Origin of the sequence: Roseofilum sp. Guam, from assembly GCF_017746735.1 — a bacterium.
Lineage (GTDB): Bacteria > Cyanobacteriota > Cyanobacteriia > Cyanobacteriales > Desertifilaceae > Roseofilum > Roseofilum reptotaenium.
The window spans coordinates 42,155-63,702 of record NZ_JAGHZN010000017.1; the positions used below are offsets into that span (position 1 = coordinate 42,155).

Genomic DNA, 21,548 nt, shown 5'->3' on the forward strand with positions numbered 1-21,548 from the left:
AGTCAGGAGCGCTACACGCTGGTAATGGGTAATAGGTAGGGGGCAAGGAGTAGAAGAATGGGTTAATCCTCAGTGCTGAAACTTATTCCCTATTCCCTAGTGCGTCGCACTCTTAGCGGCCATAGGATTGAGTTAAGTGTAGCAGGCGATCGCCTAATTCCTGACTCAACATTCCTGGATCAGCATAGCGCCAACGCCAATTTCCAGCACTGACACTGGGATCGTTCATTCGTCCTTGGTTATCTAAACTGAATAAATCTTGTAGGGGGAGAATTGCCCAAACGGCTACCGCGCTCAAGGCTATACGGATTAACAGCCAAGAAATCTCAGTAATTTCTTCCGGGGAACTATAACCGAGATATTCGGCTAAATGCTGTTTTTCTTTTTGGCTCGTCTTTTCCCACCACCCCACTGCCGTATCATTATCGTGGGTTCCTGTATAGCAAATTGAATTTTGGGGATAATTATGGGGCAAATAAGCATTATCAGATTCCCCCCCAAAAGCAAATAGGAGAATTTTCATTCCTGGAAAGTTAAAATGATCCCGTAATTCTTCCACTTCTGGCGTAATAATGCCCAAATCTTCCGCTAAAACGGGTAAACTGCCTAATTCCTCACCCAAGGTTTGGAAAAACTCAAATCCTGGAGCCTTTACCCATTCTCCATTCATCGCTGTTTCTTCACCCGCAGGTACTTGCCAATAGGCTTCAAAGCCTCGGAAATGGTCAATTCTGACGACATCTACATATTGCAGCGTGGCTCGGAAGCGTTCAATCCACCAAGCATAATTCGTTTCTTGCAATTTATTCCAATCATAAACTGGATTCCCCCACAATTGCCCTGTCGCACTAAAATAATCCGGAGGTACGCCTGCCATCCATGCCGGTTCCAAGGTTTGGGGATCTAACTTGAAAATTTCGGGATTTGCCCAGACATCGGCGCTGTTGTGGCAAACATAAATCGAAACATCACCGATAATTTGAATGCCTTTTTCGTTGGTGTACTGGCGCAGGTTTCGCCACTGTTCAAAAAACTTGAATTGCAGAAATTGATGGTATAGGATGGAATCAACAAGGGTTTCTTTTTTACGAGCTAGGCTCTGGGGTTCGCGACGAGCGAGCGATCTTTCCCAATGATTCCAAGCTTGTCCCCCATTCTCCTCCATCAGGGACATAAATAACACATAATCATCTAACCAACTGGCCTGTTCCTGACAAAATTGAGTAAAGTTAGTCAAGGCAGGATTTTCCTCTTCTGCTAACTGTTCCTTAAAGGTTTCATAGGCCTGTTTGAGGAACCCATATTTGTGGGGAATCACCCGATCAAAATTCACTCGGTTGGGGATGATATCTTCTCCATTGAGAGGGATTAATTCCTCAGAATTTAATAATCCTTCTGTGGCTAATTGCTCTAAGCTAATCATCAAGGGATTACCGGCAAAAGCACTGTAATTCATCGTGTAAGGAGAATGTTCATAACCCGTTGGTCCTAGGGGTAAAATTTGCCATATTTTTTGCCCACTCCGAGCGAGAAAATCAATAAATCGGTAAGCATTCTCTCCTAAATCGCCAATTCCAAAGGAACTGGGCAAGGATGTTGGGTGTAATAAAATGCCACTTGCGCGTTCAAAAGCCATAGGAATTACAAACTCTACAAGAGATACGGATGATCGGTCCTCTCCATAGAATAAGACAAAAAGTCCCTCGCGATCGCTGGGGCGGATTTGTTGTTTTTTTATTCATCTGCTCATTTTCTTGAGCGACTCCTATTTTTTTGCTTCAGGTATTAAAATGAAAAATCAAGAACATTGGACAATAGAAGAAATGAGCCACTCCATCCTCAAAGACGATCCCCTTTGGTTTAAAGATGCGGTTATTTATGAAGTTCCTGTCCGGGCTTTTGCCGATAGTAACGGAGATGGTATCGGTGATTTCGGTGGACTCAAGGACAAACTGGACTACATCCAAGAATTAGGGGTCACTGCCCTGTGGATACTGCCCTTTTTCCCGTCTCCCCTCAAAGACGATGGCTATGATATTGCCGATTACAATAGCGTCAATCCCATTTATGGAAATTTAGAGGACTTCAAAGAATTCTTACGCGAGAGCCACAAACGAGGCATTCGAGTCATTATCGAATTAATCGTTAACCATACCTCTGACCAGCATCCTTGGTTTCAGCAAGCTAGAAAAGCGCCTCCAGGGTCACCAGAGCGAGACTTTTATGTATGGAATGATAACCCTAGTAAATATCAAGGTGCTCGGATTATTTTCCAAGACTTTGAACATTCTAACTGGTCTTGGGATTCTGTGGCGAATGCCTATTATTGGCATCGATTTTATTCCCATCAACCAGACCTCAACTATGAAAATCTAGCGGTGCAGAAAGCTATTTTAGAAGTGGTGGATTTTTGGTTAGAGATGGGAGTTGATGGTCTGCGCTTAGATGCAGTTCCCTATCTATATGAGGAAGAAGGAACGAATTGCGAAAACTTACCCCAAACCCATACATTTTTGCAGGATCTGCGCAGCCATATTGATGAAAAGTTTCCCAACCGCATGTTACTGGCTGAAGCGAATCAATGGCCTGAAGATGCGGCTGCCTATTTTGGCCGGGGTGATGAATGCCACATGAATTTCCATTTTCCCTTGATGCCGCGTCTGTTTATGGCATTGAAAATGGAAGATAGTTTTCCAATCATAGATATCTTACAACAAACCCCCCAAATTCCGAATAACTGTCAATGGGCGCTATTTCTGCGAAATCATGATGAATTGACCTTAGAAATGGTCTCGGATGAAGACCGAGATTATATGTATCGCGTCTATGCCCAAGATCCGCAAGCGAGGATTAATTTAGGGATTCGTCGCCGCTTAAGTCCCTTAATGGAGAACGATCGCCGCCGCATAGAATTACTCAATAGTCTGCTCTTTTCCTTACCCGGAACCCCCGTCCTCTATTATGGGGATGAAATTGGCATGGGGGATAATATTTATTTGGGCGATCGCAACGGAGTCCGTACCCCCATGCAATGGAGCGCTGACCGCAATGCTGGATTTAGCCGCACCAACCCCCAACGGCTCTACGCTCCTCCCATTCTCGACCCGGAATACCATTACGAAGCGATCAACGTCGAAGCTCAACGCAGCAACACCAACGCCCTCTGGTGGTCAATGAAACGGCTGATCGCCACCCGGAAACGGTTCCAAGCCTTCGGTCGAGGAAGCTTTGAATTTCTGTATCCCGATAACCGCAAAGTATTAGCCTTTACCCGCACCTATGCCGGCGAACATATCCTAGTGGTGGCTAATCTCTCCCGGTTTGTGCAAACTGTGGAGCTAGACCTATCCCCCTTCCAAGGGATGAAACCCGTAGAAATCTTTGGCCGTACTGAATTTCCGGCGATCGCCGAGGGTTCCTATTTTCTCAGCCTCAGTCCCTACGCTTTCTACTGGTTCACCCTACAAATCGAGGAAAATTTAACCCCAAGTCCGGTTCCTGTTACCCAACTTCCCACCCTAGAAGTCCCGACCGGCCCCTGGCCAAGCGCGTTTTATCAAAACGATCCCAAAACCCGCTTTGAACTCCATCTACCCCACTATCTGATTACTCGCTCCTGGTTTACGGGTAAATCGCGCACCATTCAATCCACACAAATTGTGGATGTGATTCCCATTCCTTACCAAAACCGGGAAGCTCAGATTCTGCTCATTCAGGTCAACTATACCGAAGGTGCAGCCGAAACCTATGCTTTTTCTATTGCATACGAAGCCATTAGTGTTGAGGAAGACCTCATGTATAGCGATCGCATGGTTGCTAAAATCAACGTGCAAGAATTCGGCGAAACCGGTATTTTATACGAAGCCAGCGCCGATCCAGATTTCCTCAGATTCATGTTAGAGGCGATCGCCAACGGTTGGCAATATCAAGGGATTGCAGGCAAAATTGTTCCCTATCTGTTTAAAACCCCCGAACAATTGAGCCAAGGGATTGAATCCTTAGATCCCCAAGTCTTGCGAGGCGAACACAAACATACTTCGATTATCTATAGCGATCCTCAAGCTGAAGTCGATCGCCATCATCTGGTTCTCAAACTCTTCCGGCAAATTGAAGAAGGAATCAATGCCGACCTGGAAATTGGGGAATTTCTCACCCGTAGAATTAGCTCAGACCTGGAACCGAACCCCAAAACGTTCTCCCTGCGATCGGGCGAAATTACCCCCTTTTATGGTTCCCTAGAATATCGTCGCCCCGGTAAACCCTCCATGACCATTGGCGTGTTGCGCGACTTTATTCCCGACATCCGCGACGGTTGGTCATATACCCTCGATAATTTGCGGGGTTATTTCGAGCAAGTCATGGCTACTCCCATTGAAATTGCCGACCTACCCTTACCTAACCTCAAGGACTTTACCCTGGATGTCACCTCAAAATCGACCGACTTAGACTTAGAGAGCCATGATTCCATGGCTGAGATTCCTGAAGTCGTTTACTCCCTAATCGGATCTTACCTTAGCTCCGCTGAACGTCTGGGCCAATACATGGCTGAATTCCATCTAGCCCTAGCCTCCGATCTCGACAATCGACACTTTGCCCCAGAACCCTTTTCATCTTTCTACCAACGGTCGATTTACCAATATATGCGGAATCTGAGCGGTAAAACCCTCCTATTTTTACAAAAGCGTCTCAACCGACTCCCCGAAGACTGGCAATCGATCGCGATGGACTTAATTAATCGCAAAGACCAATTATTAAAGCGCTTTGGCTCTGTCATTGACTTGAAGATTACTGCCCTGAGAACCCGTTGTCATGGGGATTATCACTTAGAACAAGTCCTCTATACCGGTAAAGACTTTGTGATCACCAACTTTGAAGGGGAAACCAATCGACCCTTGAGCGAACGACGCATGAAGCGATCGCCCCTGCGAGATGTGGCCGGAATGCTACAATCCTTCCACTATGCTGCCAGCGTCGCCCTACAACAAGAAGTCGATAATGGCATGATTGACCCCGACAACCTGTCCGACATGGAGCAATGGTCAGACTTTTGGTGCAGTTGGGTTAACCTTGTCTTTGTGAAAGCCTATCTGCAAACCGCCAGCCAAGGCAACTTCCTCCCCGATACCCCACGGGAAATGCAAGTGCTACTCGACGCTTACATCCTGGAAAAATCAGTCTACGCCATTTCCTACGAACTCACCCATCGTCCCACTTGGGTGAAAATCCCCCTATCGCGTACCTTAAAACTCTTGCAAGTTTCTGATATGTCCTATCTGATTCCTCTTTTACAGTCCCGCAGCGCTTCCCCCGGTAATGAGTAATCGGTAAACAGACGAATTATAGCGCTTCGCGATAGCGTGTTTACAATGATCTGTAGCTATAGTCGTAGTGTCGTGACACTCGGTTCGTAGTTGGCGCTTTAGCGCTAAAGCGCCAACTACAAACGAAATCTAATTTGATGCATTAGATGTTGTTTGTAGTGAGGGATTGAGCAATCTCCAGCTAGGCTTTTAAGCACTCTTCGTGCTTACACCAAACAAAGCCCTATTTTAGGTGAAACAGTCCAGTAGGGTGGGCAGGAAAAGAGTTTGAAACTAGAATAAAATCGCCGCTTTCTCCTGCCCACCTTACCAATTCTGTGGGAGAGAACTATTTCCCATCGATTTTCCGCTTCATCCAGCAATAGACAAACGTCACCAGCAACCAACCCGAAGCACACCCGAACCCGACAACGGGATGAGCCGGAATAGTCGGGAGCGTGTGACTGGGAACACTCGTCAGTTGCTGAATATGGGGATCAACCCAATTAGTTCCCAGGTTTTCCAGAGCTTCCCGTTGTCGAAATTTATCCAGTTGTTCTTCCATGGCTGTAAACCTTTTCCTGTATGGCTTTGAGACCATGGTGGGGTTTACAAAGTGTTGCAGTCAGGATGTATTCGGGGGACTTAATAAGTCCACTAACTCCCCTGATTTGCAGCCGCGATCGCAGGACTGGGTTAGGTTAAAATGAAACCAGTCATCGTGGTCATGACTCACTCACAGGACGTACGCATTAACTCTATCGGTCGTGGACTGTTGCACCTAATTTGATGCATTAGATTTCGTTCGTAGTGAGGGATTTATCCCTCTCCAGCTAGGCTTTTAAGCACTCTTCGTGCTTACACCAAAGCCCTTTTTAGGTGAAACTGACGTTATATAGATAGATGCGTTGCGTAAGTCCTAACTCGTTTTTTATTCAAGTGACAGGGCTATGAGTCAACAACGTCAACGGGGTATTGCTGCAACACGAGAAGGAAAAATTAAGCTAGAGAAGGCAAAAGCAGCAAGGAGGGATGAAAATAATAAACTTTGGACGTATGCCAAAATTGCTGAAGTCGCAGGATGTGAAGAGACGACAGTAAAAGCATTTTTTGGCAAGAAAGGTAAGAATGATCGAGTCGATAAAAGTTATGCCCTCGCTATTGTCGAAGCGTTGGGATTAGAACCGGATGAGATTATTGACGTTGGCGATATTACTAACTCGATCAACTGGAAAAAGCTCTGTACCGACGCATTCAAGCAGGAGCAAGAACGGCGCAAGAGTGCCACAGAAATAGGGCATGAGGTCGAGGTTTATGTGCCCTTGGGATTGGTGAAGCGCAAGCAGCAACCGCGACGGACGGGGCAAGAGATGCCCGGTGCGGAAGCGGGGATGCAGCAGTATGAACTGACAGAAAAGGAGATCGAACAGCGCTACGAACACCAAGAATTTTTGGCGCAAGTGATTGGCAATGCCGGGAAAAATTTGGCGATTATTGGGGAGCCGGGAGCGGGAAAAACGACCTGGTTAGACCAGATTGGACAGAAGTTGATTGAGACAGAAAGTTATCCGATTTGGATACCCTTGGCGCGGTTGCAGGGAATGACGCTGGAGGATTTTTTACTGGAGAAATGGTTAAAGGAAAAATTGCAGGTTTTGCAGCCAACAGTAGAACAGAAGCAGGAGTTTATTGACTGGTTTAAGACGGGAAAAGTGTGGGTATTGTTGGATGGGTTGGATGAAATGTCTGCTGCTCTTCCCGTGGTGGAGATTCGCGACTCGTTGCGAGGATGGGTGAATCAAGCGCGGGTAGTGTTGAGTTGTCGGTTGAATGTCTGGGAAAGTAACCCGACGACGTTAGGGGAGTTTGAAACCTATCGCACGTTGTGTTTTGAACCGGAGCAGGTGGAGCAGTTTATTGGTGCTTGGTTTGAGCGGGAGAAGAAACCGGAGTTAGGGAAACAGTTGGCGCAGAAGTTGCAGGAACCGGAACGTGCCAGGATTTTGGATTTGGTGAGAAATCCGTTGAGGTTGCCTTTGTTGTGCCAGAGTTGGCGGTTGAATCAGGGGGAGATTCTGGAAACGGCAACAAAAGCAGATTTATATGAGCGGTTTTGTCGAGATTTTTACATCTGGAAACAGAATCGATTTCCTACAGACAGGAAGCAACGCTGGAAGTTAAATAAAAAGTTAGCAAAATTAGCACGTAGCGCGATGAAGGATAATGTGCCTTTGAAGGAATCTTTAGTAGATAACGTTTTAGGAAAACAGTTTGAGTTAGCGGAAAAATTGGGATGGTTGAATTTTGTCTATCTCGATAATGACACCAAGGAGCCGGTTTATGCGTTTTTCCATTTGACATTTCAGGAGTATTTTGCCGCTTGTGCAGTGGCAGATTGGCACTTTTTTCTACCGTCGGATCATTCGCCAGAACAGTCTTCGAGTCAACCCTATCGCATTTTTGAATCCCGTTGGCGCGAGGTGATTTTATTGTGGTTGGGGCGTGGAGATGTGGAGGATGGGAAGAAGGAGGGATTTATTGAGACGTTGGTGAATTTTGAGGATGGATGTTACCAGTTTTATTGGTATCGTGCCTATTTTCTAGCTGCGGTTGGAATCAGTGAATTTAAAACTTGCTATTTGAAAGACCGAATTTTATCAAAAGTAATACAGTTTTCATTTGGTTTTTTCAATCCTGAAATTAACCATTGGCAAAGCTTTTATGAAGAAATCAGGAAAAGTGCTAGAAAAACATTGATGATGACAGATAAAAAGTATATAAATCACAAACTCATAAATCTAATTAAATCTAACAATATTCCAGATGACATACAGTTAGAGGTTTCTGAAAACTTAGCACAAATATCTCCATATGATTCTTATGCTGTTTCTTTTTTGATCAATAGAATTGAAGACAAAGATTTTGAACATCTTCCTTTTCAAAAAATCGAGACTCTAGAAAAAATTAGAAGTAATAACCCGGAAATAATTACTTGTCTAATCCATCTCATAGACAAATGTGTTAATTCAGATAGATTGAATACAATATTTAGGATTATAGAGAAAATTGCGAGTCAAAATATAAAAGTCATAGATCATTGTATGAATATACTAAAAACAACTCAATATGATTACAGATGTTGGACTGTAATGTTAGGCTTGGCTGATATAGGACAAGGAAATAAGAAACTCATTACTGAATTACTCAATCTAGTGCAGCAAACGGAAAATGAAACAACTCGCCACACAGTTATTGTTTGCTTGGGGAAAGTAGCTATACAACATAAAATAGCTATCAAGAGAATAATTCATATTCTCAAAAACACTTCGCAAGAAAAGACTGTTCACTATACCATATCTACTTTGGGAAATATGGCACAAGGAAATAGTGATGCAATAGAAGTCTTAAGTCAATTCATTAAGACCAATCCAAATCCTGATACTTGTAGGCGTGCAGCTTTTAGTTTAGGTCTGATTGATCCTGGCAATTCTGATGCAATTTCTAAATTAATGCAACTCCTGGAAACGGCTAAAGATGAAAAGCATTGTTTACAAGTGGCTTATAATTTAGGCAAACTTGAGCCTGGAAATGCCCAAGCAATAATTTCATTGGAAAATTTAATAGACAAAATAAAAGAAGATCAAATTTGCTGGGAAGCCTGCGAAAGACTGGAATTAATAGATCCTGGAAATCCGGCAGTAATTGAAGGTTTAATCAAAATCCTCAAAACTACAACTATTCCACATATTAGCGATCAAGTAGTTTTTGATAGTTTAGGCAGAATAGCCAAAAACAATAATAAAGCAATCCGCACAATTATTGACTATCTTGCCACCCCAAATATGTTCTCTAGTTTTAGAATAGCAATGGAAAGTTTATATCAAATAACTCTAGGAAATGAATATGTTATCTCTAGTATCCTTAAACTCCTAGAAACTCATAAAGATAGTATTTATTATCATGAAGTAATTCAGGGATTAGGAAAATTCGGACAAGGAAATACTGATGTTATTAAGGCTTTGCTGAAAATCATAGCAACTTCTACTGATCGTATAAGTGTTCACTATGCAGCTAAGAGTCTAGGCGATATTCTCACTACCCATAAACAACGGCAAGAGATAGTTTTTGCTCTCCAACCTCACCTGAGCAATGAAATTAATGAAAATAACTTGCACCTTTTTGATAGTAGCTACAACCTCCTCTGGAAAATTGCCCAAGATCTCCCCTACCCCGACTTCTACCGCGCTTGGCATCATCTCGACACTCCCCCCCATCCCGAAGTCGCAGACCAAACCCCCGTGGGCAAAACTGCCCTCACGGACACCCTCAACGCCCAACTGCGCGACCTCCCCAACCAACTGCACCCCACCCCCCACACCACCCCCGTCTGGGTGGATATCGAACATTTAACCACCATTACCGATGAGGATAAACTCGCCAAAGCCTTCAGTACCCGCGTCTTTCGGCAACTCTTCCCTGGGGAAACCCTCCCCAAAATTACCGACTCTTTTGACCTCGAAACCGAACTCACCAACGCCCAACTGCGCCACCCCCACATTGCCCTGATTCTCCACAACGGCGACCCGCAAGAGTGCCTCCTCCATCTGTGCCAGTTCCTCGCTCCCACTGTCTCCATCGCCTGGATTACCCGTACTCCTCTGGATGCTCCCCTGCGCGGCTTCCCCCCGGAGCAGGAGAATTTGGTCTCGGTGCTGCAATCTTGGCTAGACTTGCTGGCGTGAAAAGAAACCGGGTTTCTCAGGACTTTCCTGGTGGGATACCAATGTAGCAAGAAACCCGGTTTCTACGCCTCATCCTCTCGTTCTCGTCGAGTCAGATAACGAACTTCTTCGAGTAAAACATTAAATCGTGCATCACTTTCCGCTTGTCGCTCCTTAATTAATTCCATATCTCGTTGATTTTGAGCCGCAACTTGTAAGAGCGCTTGACTGGTTACTCTCAACCCATCCACGCTATCTTTGATCTCACTAACACTATCTCTGAGTTCATCTACACTCGAAGCCAACTCATCGAGCATTTCATCCGTCCAACGTTGTCTAACCATTTGTCCTCCTGATTCAGGGAAACGATCGCCGTCATCTAGCTCCAATCGTATTATCGCAAAAATTGAATAGGGTGCGTTATTCACACACCCTACTGCTGGGGTGAAAAGAAAACCGGTTTTCTACCCCGGCCAATCCTGTACTAAGATCGGATGATGCAGTTAAGGATCTTGAACAGATGAAAATTGGATCTCAATATTTGGGAAACAACCAGTGTGAATTTCGAGTTTGGGCCCCTCAACGGCAAGAAGTTGCTGTTCACCTGGTTTCTCCCCAAGAGCGGCTAATTCCCCTTTCACGAGACGAACAGGGGTATTGGTCGGTAACCATTAGTGATGTTCAACCCGGAAGCCTCTACTTTTATCAACTCGACACTACCCTAGACCGTCCTGACCCCGCTTCCTCCCTGCAACCGAAAGGGGTTCACGATGCCTCGCAAGTCGTGGATCATCAAGGGTTTGTCTGGCAAGATCGAGACTGGAACGGTCTGCCCTTAGAGCACTATGTGATTTACGAGCTGCATGTGGGCACGTTTACGACTGAAGGAACTTTTAGCGCGATTATTGACCGACTGCCCGATTTACTCGATTTAGGCATTAACGCCATCGAAATTATGCCAGTTGCCGCGTTTCCCGGTAGTCGCAACTGGGGATATGATGGGGTCTATCTCTATGGGGTGCAATCCTCCTATGGAGGGCCGGATGGACTGAAAACCCTGGTGAATGCCTGTCACCAAGCGGGAATTGCCGTCATTCTGGATGTGGTTTACAACCATTTTGGCCCGGAGGGCAATTATCTTTGGGATTATGGCCCCTATTTCACCAATAAATATCGCACCCCTTGGGGAGATGCAGTCAATTATGATGATGCTTATAGCGACCCTGTACGCAATTTCTTTATCGAAAATGCCCTCTATTGGCTAGAAGAATATCATATTGATGCTCTGCGTTTAGATGCGGTTCATGCCATTTATGATTTTAGCGCCCAGCCTTTTCTGCAACAGTTGGGGGCAGCCGTGGAAGCCTTGGATCAAAAGTTAGGATATGCCCATTATTTAATTGCGGAAAGTGATCTAAATGACGTGCGCGTTCTCCAGTCCCGGGAGACGGGTGGGTGGGGCCATCATAGTCAATGGTGTGATGATTTTCACCATGCTCTCCATAGCCTGTTAACGGGAGAGACTTCAGGATATTACGAAGATTTCGGTCAGGTAAGCCACTTAGCGAAGGCTTATCGCGAAGGTTATGTGTATTCAGGTCAATATTCTGTCCATCGTCAGCGCTCCCATGGCAATTCCTCGTTAAGCTATCCGGGGGAGTGTTTTGTCGTCTGTATCCAAAATCATGACCAAGTGGGAAATCGATTAGCTGGCGATCGCCTCTCTACCCTAGTCGGATTCGATCAGTTAAAATTAGCAGCAGCCGCTGTATTGCTCTCTCCCTTTATCCCCATGTTATTCATGGGAGAAGAATATGGAGAAACCGCGCCCTTTCAGTATTTTATCAGCCATGGCGACCCCGATTTAGTGGCAGCCGTACGTAAAGGAAGAGCCGAAGAATTTAAGTCATTTGGTTGGCAAAAAGAAGTCCCTGACCCCCAAAGTGTGGACGTATTTGAGGAATCGACCTTAAACTGGGAATTAGGACAACAAGGAAATCATAAAATTCTGCGATCGCTCCATAAAACCCTCATCGAATTACGCAAAACTCATCCTGCTTTAGCCTCCCTTAAAACAGAGCATACAAAAGTGATACATCCCACGGATACCTCCGTGATTCTCCTCCATCGTCACGCTAACACTTCTCATGTCTATATCTGTCTAAATTTCAACTCCGATCCGATTACCTTCACCCCCTCCATTCCCCCTGGAGTTTGGACAAAAATCCTTGATTCTGCCGCTCCACAATGGAGCGGTTTCGGACAAACTAACCCCCAAGAACTGAGCGCAGGCAAAGAAATCACGCTCTCCGGTTGGGGATTTGTCTTGTATACTCAATCCTAGCGTTAAATTCCATTGATTGTGTACCCAATACCATTTCTATTAAGGCAAATTGCTCTCAGCCCTTTGTTAGCACCTTTTTAAGCGCCACTTCAGAGCAAAATGCTATAACTCCTGGATTGACGCTATAATCAATCCGAACTGTTTTTCTGATATACTACTTTATGAAAATTCCCACCGCGACCTATCGACTCCAATTTACCCCCCAATTTACCTTTGAAATAGCTCAGTCCATTCTTCGCTACTTATCTGAATTAGGGATTTCTGATATTTACGCTTCTCCCATCTTGAAAGCTCAAAGTGGTAGCACCCATGGCTATGATGTAGTCGATCCCAATCAAATTAACCCCGAACTCGGTGGAGAAGAACAGTTTGAAAAGCTCATTGAAGGGGTGCAAAAACACCAACTTGGCTGGATACAAGATATTGTCCCTAACCATATGGCCTTTAGTAGCCAAAATCCCTTGTTAGTGGATGTTCTAGAGAATGGCCCCAACTCTCAATACAAAGACTATTTTGATATTGATTGGGAACATCCCTATGAAGGCATTAGACACCGAGTTTTAGCCCCATTTTTAGGTAAATTTTATGGAGATTGTCTAGAAAGTGGTGAACTAAAAATCCAGTATAAAAAAAAAGGATTTACGATTAACTATTGGGATTGGAATTTCCCCATTCAGATTGAGTCTTATAGCAAAATATTAGACCATAATTCCGAGCGATTGCGAAACAAGCTAGGCAGAACTCATCCAGATTTTGTTAAATTTCTAGGTGTATTGTACGCGATTAATGCTATTCAATATATTCCCAGCAGTGCAGGTTACCGAGAACGGTACGAACAGATTAGTTTTATTAAAAGCATGATTTGGGAGTTGTGGAATGACAATCCTGAAATTAAAGTCTTTATAGAAGAGAATATTCAAGTCTTTAATGGAGAGGTCGGTAAACCTGAAAGTTTTGATCTACTGGATGACTTACTCAATGAGCAGTTCTTTAGGCTCTCTTTCTGGAAAGTGGGAAATGAAGAACTCAATTACCGGCGTTTCTTTACCGTTAATGATTTAATTTGTGTGAGAGTGGAAGATAGAGCCGTTTTCGATCAAAGTCATAAGCTAATTTTGCAGTTGATAGAAGAAAACAAAATCACCGGATTAAGAATCGATCATATTGATGGCTTGTACGATCCCAAACAATATCTAATTCGATTGAGAAATCAGGCAGAAAATACCTATATTATAGCAGAAAAAATCATCGAACCTCATGAGAAATTGAGAGTAAATTGGCCGATTGAAGGAACGACAGGCTATGATTTCTTGAACTATATCAATGGGATTTTTTGCTATCAAGACTCGGAAGCAGAATTCGATCAGTGCTATAGCCAATTTATTGGTGATGTCTTGAAATGCGATAAGTTAATTGATGAGAATAAACGCAAAATCCTGGAAAAACATCTAGCAGGAGATATTGATAACTTAGCGCATTTGCTCAAACGGATTGCTGACCAGTATCGCTATTCGAGTGACTTTACCATTTATGGGTTGAAAGCGGCTTTGGTGGAAGTGATGGCAGCCTTCTCGGTCTATCGGACGTATATTAGCGGAGAAGTCAGTGGAGAGGAAGTCAATTATGAAGTGAGTACCCTAGACCAAGACTGTATTGCTCAAGTGATTGCCAAGACACAAGAAAATATTCCTAGCTTTTTGAATGAGCTAATTAACGAAATTAGTTTTATTAAAAAGTTCTTGTTGCTGCAATTTGATGACAATTTAACCCCAGAAGATAAAAAACAATGGCTGCATTTTGTCATGCGTCAACAGCAGTTCACGGGGCCGCTGATGGCCAAGTCGGTAGAGGATACGGTTTTATATATCTATAACCGCTTGGTGTCTTTAAATGAGGTCGGTTCTACACCCGGTCAATTTGGGTTTTCTCTAGAAGAGTTCCATGGGTTTAATCAAGAGCGGTGTTCAAATTGGCCCCATGCGATGAATGGCACATCTACCCATGATACAAAACGGGGGGAAGATATGCGCTCTAGAATTAATGTGCTGTCGGAAATCCCGGAGGAATGGAGTACCTATATAAAAGATTGGAAAAAGATGAATGCGGGGTATAAAGACACGGTGCGCGGTTTAGATGTGCCCACTCCCAATGATGAATATTTCCTCTATCAGACTCTGTTGGGAATTTATCCTTTTGATGACCAAGATAAAGGGGAATTTGTACAACGGATTAAGGAGTATTTAATTAAGGCTATTCGGGAAGCGAAGGTCAATACGGCCTGGTTGCGTCCGGATACGGCCTATGAGGAAGGGTTTCTGAAGTTTGTGGATAGTTTATTTAAGGAGACGAAGCAGAATAAGTTTTTACCCTCGTTCCGTCAATTCCAGCAGAAAATTCAACATTACGGTATTTTCAACTCCCTTTCACAAACGCTGCTAAAAATTACGGTTCCGGGTGTGCCTGATTTTTATCAGGGAACGGAGTTATGGGATTTAACGTTGGTCGATCCAGATAACCGGCGGCCAGTAGACTTTAAGAAGCGATTAAAGTTGCTTAATGAAATTCGATCGCAGTGGAAAAAGAATAAGTCTGCTTTATTTACCGATCTTCTCCAGCACCCAAAAGAAGGTAAAATTAAGCTGTTTACTATTGTTCAATCCCTCAAGGCTCGTCAAGACTATCAAGAATTGTTTCAACGGGGAGATTACCAGAAGTTGCCGGTTAATGGGAGTTTAAAATCTCATATTGTAACGTTTATGAGGACTTGGAATGAGCAAAGTGCAATTGTGATCGCTCCCCGGTTTTTAACTCAATTAATTAAGGAAGATGAATACCCCTTGGGGGAACAAGTTTGGCATGAAACTCGAATTTCTTTACCCACGGGGTCTTCTGCGGTGTGGAAAGATGCGATTACGGGGCAAGAAATCCAAGGTGAAAATACTCTGTGGATGCGGGAGATTCTCAACCAATTTCCCGTAGCCTTGCTGATTAAACAAACTTCATAAACCAAGTGGTCATCGGGACATTAGGCCAAATGACTTAATGACTATGCCAAATTTGTTCTCGATAAAAAGCAAAGGCATCAAACATAGCCCCGACGAGACTACAGGTGACTCCAAGCACCAGTAATCCTTCTAGGGGTTCTCCATTGCCAAAAATGGCTAAGAAATGCCAAATGAGGCTTTCTCCGGTTTGGGATAGGGTTGTTAATCCAGGAATTCGAGTCCCTACATCCAAGCCAATCATAACTCCTCCAATCAGAATCCAAGGAGCAACAAAACTGAGTAAAATGGCTAAACACAGGGAACGGACAAAAATCAGTAAAAGGTTCATATGAGTTATATCCAGTAAACCTCACTTCATGGAGGACAACTGGGTGTCATCCGTTTCTACAATAGGCGGAATTTTTCCATTTCGACCAAGAATACAAAAAACTTAAATTTTTCTTTTTAAATCTTTTTGAAGATATGTGGCAAAAAATGAGAGTAAGATTGGGTGATTTTGGTGTTTTTGCTCTGGATTAAAATCAGAATGTTGAATTTTGTATCAGGGATGACGGATGAGAGTTTGATCCCGAAGCGTTGAACAGTATCTATACCTATGCATTCAACTTTGAGATTTTAAGACGATCCTTTTATTAAGGACGTATCTAGTAAAAAATCTTTACAAAAATTCCTTGAAATCCCCTCAAAGATAGCAAGATTGTCACAAGTTTTTCACATCTCAATTATAAGATAGTTGTACTTCATACCGAAGGGGTTGGAGTGGGCGGTTGATGTGAGGTTCTCCATGGTTACTCTATCTGGTTCTTCATCTGCTAGAAAGATGACTCCTAGGCGTAGCTCTTCTTCAGGGCGTTGGATTGGGATCAAGCTAATGGGGAGTTTGCGATCGCGCATGACTCTCTTTATCCTGTTAGGAGTTGTCCCTATTGTCCTAGGCGCTCTGCAATTACAAGCTTTCGATGCGGGACGGCTCATTAACCAGGAGAGTGAACAAATTCTTGACCTTCAAGCCCAACGATTAGCCGATCGCGTCACGCAATGGGATCGGATGAATACCTTACTGGTGCAAAACCTCAGCCGTGAACCTGGACTCTCTCAACTGACTCCCCAACAACTACGTCCCCTACTACAATCTACTCACCATACTTATCAAGAGCAGGTTTGGAGTATTGGAGCTGCAAACCAAGAGGGTAGATTTATCGCCCTGAGCGAACAAGAAACGATTAAACCGATCGATTTTAGCGATCGCAAGTGGTTCCAAGGAGCCATGCAAGGACAACCCATTACCCGTGAAACCCTTATCACTCCACAGACGGAAGAACCCGCAGTGATTTTTTCCACTCCCATTTATGCAGAAACCGGCGATCGCTTCCATCCCCAAGGAGTGATCCGCATGGGTATGGTATTAACGGAACTTTCTAATGTGATTGGTGTAACCCACATTGGTAAAACGGGTTTTGCCTTTCTCGTTGATGAACAAGGTCAACTGTTAGCCCATCCAAACCGGCAATTACTACAAAATAAGCTTCAAGATTTTAGCTCCTATCCCCCAGTTCAACAGCTTTTAAAGGGTGAAGAAGGACTCTTAAAATTTGAAGATAGCGATCGCATCCATTGGTTATCCATATCTGTCAAATTAGCCAATGGTTGGGGAGTCGTTCTCATGCAGCAAACATCTGAAGTCTCCGCTCCCCAGAACTATTATCATCGTTCAGCGATTACCCTCAGTATACTCACCTTAATTGTTGTCGGTTCAATCACTTGGCATTTTAGTCGTTGGGTGACTCAACCGTTAACCGATTTGACAGAAGCCGTATGGAACCTCTCTAAGGGACAGTGGACTCAACGAGTCTATCTCTCGCAAGAGGACGAATTGGGAACCCTCGCCAAAGCATTCAATCGGATGGCGGCTCAGTTACAGCTCACGTTTAAGGCATTGGAAGGAGCTAAAAAAGATTTAGAATTCAAAGTGGTAGAACGTACCCAGCAACTCAATACGACATTAGAAGAATTAAAACACACTCAAGCTCAGATGGTTCAAAGTGAAAAAATGTCTAGCTTGGGACAGATGGTGGCGGGAGTTGCCCATGAAATCAATAATCCAGTCAGTTTTATTCATGGAAATTTAACCCACGCCCAAACCTATACCAAAGACCTGTTATCCTTGGTGCAGCTCTATCAAGAGCATTATCCCCAACCTCCTGAAGCCATCCAACAAGAAATAGAGGCGATCGAACTTGATTTCCTCAGCGAAGATTTTCCTAAAACCCTGCAATCCATGCAAGTAGGAACCGTCAGAATTCGGGAAATTGTCAAATCCTTGCGTAACTTTTCCCGTTTGGATGAATCAGAAGTTAAGGCAGTCGATGTGCATGAAGGCATTGATAGCACCTTGATGATTTTACAAAATCGCCTTAAATGCTGTCAGAGTTGTGCGGCTATTGAAGTGACTAAAAATTATCAGGAACTTCCCTTAATCAATTGCTATCCCGGACAACTCAATCAAGTCTTTATGAATTTGTTGAGTAATGCCATTGATGTCCTTGATGAACGACAGCAGCAATTAGACCGCAAAACATTGAAAGATCATCCCAGCCGGATCACGATTAAGACAGAAGCTCTAGGAGATGCATGGGTTGCTATTCGCATTCATGATAATGGTTCTGGAATTCCACAGTCAGTACAACCTCGTTTGTTTGATCCCTTTTTCACAACCAAACCTATCGGTAAAGGGACTGGTTTAGGACTATCCATTAGCTATCAAATTATCACCCAAAGACATGGCGGACGTTTATGGTTTCAATCGAGTCCGGAACAGGGTACGGAATTTGTGGTGGAAATTCCAGTGATCAATTAATAATTAATAATTAACAATTAGGGTTTTGCCCCATCTCCGTGTCCTGACAAGTGAATGATTTTCATGATTGTGCATCCATAGACCCTCAGAGCGCCCTAAATTTCATAGAGTCATCTCATTCTCCGTGTCCCCGTGTCTGGAGTGTCCCCGCGTCTCCCCCATCTTCCCTATCCCCCCATCCCCCGTGGTACAATGATTGCGATTAGGGATTCAAAGATTTAATTGCTGTTTCTGTGCCTGAACTTACCGATCTCGAACAACTCTCTACTGCCCTCTCGTCGCCGAATGGGAAAACCCAACTGAAAACCCTTGAGACTCTCAGCACTTTGGGGAGTTCCGGGGAACAGGTGCTGATGGATTTTCTGGCGAAGAGCGATCGCCACCACCCCACTTGGCCACAGGGAACGGCATTCCTAAAGCTCAGAGCATCTGCGTCTTCTGTGGTGCAAGAGTTTCTCAATCGTGAGTTTCCCCAAGGAATGGTTCCTTTAAATACAGATCGCGATATTGATTACAGCTCCCTACAAGCGCTGTTGATCGAGCAGAAATTCCAAGAGGCCGATCGCCTGACGCTCCTGAAAATGTGTGAACTCGCAGGAGAAAGTGCCATGACTCGGAAGTGGCTGTATTTCTCCGAAGTGAACCAATTTCCCCGAACCGATTTACACACGATTAATACCCTGTGGCTCGTGTATTCCGAAGGTAAATTTGGATTCTCCATTCAACGGGAGATCTGGTTATCCTTGGGCAAAAACTGGGAAAAACTCTGGCCGAAAATTCAATGGCGTACGGGTAAAACTTGGACGCGGTATCCGGGTGGCTTTATCTGGGATTTGACCGCTCCCAAGGGGCATTTACCCCTGACGAACCAACTGCGAGGGGTTCGGGTGATGGATTCACTCCTTTCCCATCCCGCTTGGACAGAGTAAAAAAGGAAGGCGTAAATTCTTTATGCTACCTTGATTGATAAACAGATGAGAGATCTGATTGTTGTGTTAGTGAAGTAAATCGATGATCCAATTGAGAATAAAATCGCTCGCCTTGGGTACGATGTTAGCTGGGTTGCTCTTGGGGGCGATCGCCTGTAGCAATACCTCCGGCGAAAATACCACGGAACAAGCCTCCGAGGACTTACCTGGAGCAGGCATAACCTTAACCCATGCTCAGAGTAGCTTGCTCGAAGAACACTTTCAAACTCTAATTATCAACAGAGCCTTAGAGCAATTGGGATACGAGACTCAACCCCCGAAGGAACTGACCTACCCCACCATGTTTGCGGCGATCGGTAACGGAGATATAGACTTCACTGCGGTGAATTGGGAAAGACTACACACCGACTTTTACGAAAATAGTGGGGGAGATGAAAAATTAGCCCACGTTGGAGTCCTCACCCCTGCGGTATTACAAGGATACCAAATGGATAAAAAAACTGCCGATGAACATAACATTACCAGTTTAGAACAACTCAAAGACCCCGAACTTGCCAAACTCTTTGATACCGATGGCAATGGAAAAGCCAATTTAACGGGATGCGATCCCGGTTGGGGGTGTGAGTTGGTAATCGAACACCATTTAGATACTTATGGGTTGCGAGATACGGTAGAACATAATCAGGGTCAATATTCTGCCCTGATTGCTGATACAATGGTTCGCTACAAGGAAGGAGAACCCGTTTTGTTTTACACTTGGACTCCTTATTGGGTTGGTGGCGTGTTGAAACCCGGTGAAGAGACCATTTGGCTGGAAGTTCCTTATACAGATCTACCCGAAGCACAAGGGGAGGTGTCTGAAGCTGATACCACAGCCAATGGTAAAAATCTCGGTTTTGTCGTTGATCGTATTAGGGTTGTCGCCAATAAAGAGTTTATAGACGCTAATCCGGCAGCTAAAAAGCTCTTTGAGCTAGTAGAAATTCCCATTGATGCCATCAATACCCAAAACATGCTAATCCAAGAAGGAGAAAATACACAACAAGACATTCAACGTCATGCGGATGAGTGGATCGCCGACAATCAAGAGTTATTTGATAGTTGGGTAGAACAAGCGATGCAAGCTCAATCTTAATCCCCATTTCTTTCAGCTTGCCATCCATGAACACGTTGGCAGACAAGGGTCTAGTGACCCTTGTTTTGTTGAGTATTATTAGCCAAAAGAAAGGGTTGATTGTTTTATCAGAATTGATATCCTCTGGCCTGTTTTTTGAGTCTAGTCTTAATCGGTAAACAGAGCAGAGATCTGATTGTTGTGTTAGTGAAGTAAATCGATGATCCAATTGAGAATAAAATCCCTCGCTTTGGGTACAATGTTAGTGGGGTTGCTCTTGGGGGCGATCGCCTGTAACAATACCTCTAGGGGCAATAATACTACAGAACCTTCTGGCAACTTACCTGAGGAAGGAGTAACAGTAATCTCCGCCCATAGTAACTTGCTAGAAGCGCGGTTTCATACTGAAATTGTCAACAAAGCCTTAGACCAATTGGGATACGAGACTGAAATTCCCAAAGAACTTACCTTTCCAACCCTCTATGTCGCGATCGGCAGCGGAGATATACAGTACACTGCTGTAAATTGGGAAAGGCTACACACTGAATTTTATGAAAATGGGGGTGGGGATGAAAAATTAGCCCAAATTGGAGTCCTAACCCCTGCGGTATCACAAGGATACCAAATCGATAAGAAAACTGCCGACGAATATAACATTACCAATTTAGAACAGCTCAAAGATCCCCAAATTGCCCAGCTCTTTGATACCGACGGTAATGGAAAAGCCAATTTAACGGGATGTAATCCGGGTTGGGGTTGTGAGTTAGTGATCGAACATCAATTAGATGCTTATGGTTTGCGCGATACTGTCGAACACGATCAGGGGGAATATTCTGCCTTGATTGCCGATACTGTGGTGCGCTACAACGAAGGGAAACCTATTCTTTTCTATACTTGGACTCCCTATTGGCTGGGTGGTGTATTAAAACCCGGTGAAGAGACCGTTTGGATTGAGGTCCCTTATACCAATCTACCCGAAGCACAAGGAGAAGTGTCCGAAGCCGATACCACAGCCAACGGAAAAAATCTCGGTTTTGTCGTCGATCGCATGAGGATTGCCGCAAACAAAGCGTTTGTGGAAGCCAATCCTGCTGCGAAAAAGCTCTTTGAAGTGGTGGAAATTCCCATTGACGATATTAATGCTCAAAACCTGCTCATGCAAGAGGGAGAAAATACACCCGAAGATATCGATCGCCACGTTAATCAGTGGATTGCCGACAATCAAGAGTTATTTGATAGTTGGGTAGAACAAGCGATGGAAGCTCAATCTTAATCCTA

At 44.2% G+C, this 21,548-nt stretch carries 12 protein-coding genes; 8 read left to right on the top strand and 4 right to left on the bottom strand.

Features of this window, described 5'->3' with window-relative positions; genetic code table 11:
• Positions 1 to 112: 112 nt before the first annotated feature.
• A complete protein-coding gene (gene malQ, locus J7529_RS08135; RefSeq protein ID WP_318728574.1) occupies positions 113 to 1,636 on the bottom strand; it encodes a 4-alpha-glucanotransferase in 1,524 nt (507 codons plus the stop codon).
• Positions 1,637 to 1,823: 187 nt separating this feature from the next.
• Between malQ and treS the strand changes: the two genes are divergently transcribed.
• Positions 1,824 to 5,321 (top strand): maltose alpha-D-glucosyltransferase, encoded by a 3,498-nt coding sequence (gene treS / locus J7529_RS08140; protein WP_413038842.1) that lies wholly within the window; start codon positions 1,824 to 1,826, stop codon positions 5,319 to 5,321.
• A gap of 328 nt (positions 5,322 to 5,649) precedes the next feature.
• On the opposite strand, the gene J7529_RS08145 is transcribed toward treS, so the two are convergent.
• Complete coding sequence (locus J7529_RS08145; RefSeq protein ID WP_318728576.1) at positions 5,650 to 5,865, bottom strand: hypothetical protein; 216 nt, start codon at positions 5,863 to 5,865, stop codon at positions 5,650 to 5,652.
• Between the two features lie 385 nt (positions 5,866 to 6,250).
• Here J7529_RS08145 and J7529_RS08150 point away from each other — a divergent pair, with 385 nt between their 5' ends.
• Positions 6,251 to 10,042, top strand: coding sequence for an NACHT domain-containing protein (locus tag J7529_RS08150; RefSeq protein ID WP_318728577.1), 3,792 nt, complete (start codon positions 6,251 to 6,253; stop codon positions 10,040 to 10,042).
• Between the two features lie 62 nt (positions 10,043 to 10,104).
• Here the strand turns inward: J7529_RS08150 and J7529_RS08155 are convergent, their stop codons facing one another.
• Positions 10,105 to 10,365, bottom strand: coding sequence for a hypothetical protein (locus tag J7529_RS08155; RefSeq protein ID WP_413038843.1), 261 nt, complete (start codon positions 10,363 to 10,365; stop codon positions 10,105 to 10,107).
• Positions 10,366 to 10,541: 176 nt separating this feature from the next.
• Here J7529_RS08155 and treZ point away from each other — a divergent pair, with 176 nt between their 5' ends.
• Together treZ and treY are read left to right on the top strand one after the other, a co-directional pair.
• The gene (gene treZ / locus J7529_RS08160) at positions 10,542 to 12,365 is read left to right on the top strand and encodes a malto-oligosyltrehalose trehalohydrolase (protein ID WP_318728579.1); all 1,824 of its coding nucleotides are present in this window, start codon (positions 10,542 to 10,544) and stop codon (positions 12,363 to 12,365) included.
• Between the two features lie 161 nt (positions 12,366 to 12,526).
• On the top strand, positions 12,527 to 15,370 hold the full coding sequence (gene treY, locus J7529_RS08165; RefSeq protein ID WP_318728580.1) for a malto-oligosyltrehalose synthase: 2,844 nt from the start codon (positions 12,527 to 12,529) through the stop codon (positions 15,368 to 15,370).
• A 34-nt stretch (positions 15,371 to 15,404) separates the two neighbouring features.
• Here the strand turns inward: treY and J7529_RS08170 are convergent, their stop codons facing one another.
• Positions 15,405 to 15,698 (bottom strand): hypothetical protein, encoded by a 294-nt coding sequence (locus tag J7529_RS08170; RefSeq protein WP_271942162.1) that lies wholly within the window; start codon positions 15,696 to 15,698, stop codon positions 15,405 to 15,407.
• 492 nt (positions 15,699 to 16,190) lie between these two features.
• Between J7529_RS08170 and J7529_RS08175 the strand changes: the two genes are divergently transcribed.
• From J7529_RS08175 to proX (J7529_RS08190), 4 genes are all read left to right on the top strand, one after another.
• Entirely contained in the window at positions 16,191 to 18,227 is a 2,037-nt protein-coding gene (locus tag J7529_RS08175) for an ATP-binding protein (RefSeq protein WP_318728581.1), read from the top strand.
• 233 nt (positions 18,228 to 18,460) lie between these two features.
• Positions 18,461 to 19,156, top strand: coding sequence for a GUN4 N-terminal ARM-like repeat domain-containing protein (locus J7529_RS08180; RefSeq protein WP_318728582.1), 696 nt, complete (start codon positions 18,461 to 18,463; stop codon positions 19,154 to 19,156).
• An 82-nt stretch (positions 19,157 to 19,238) separates the two neighbouring features.
• The gene (gene proX, locus J7529_RS08185; protein ID WP_318728583.1) at positions 19,239 to 20,291 is read left to right on the top strand and encodes a glycine betaine/L-proline ABC transporter substrate-binding protein ProX; all 1,053 of its coding nucleotides are present in this window, start codon (positions 19,239 to 19,241) and stop codon (positions 20,289 to 20,291) included.
• Positions 20,292 to 20,490: 199 nt separating this feature from the next.
• Entirely contained in the window at positions 20,491 to 21,543 is a 1,053-nt protein-coding gene (gene proX / locus J7529_RS08190; protein WP_318728584.1) for a glycine betaine/L-proline ABC transporter substrate-binding protein ProX, read from the top strand.
• Positions 21,544 to 21,548: the final 5 nt, after the last annotated feature.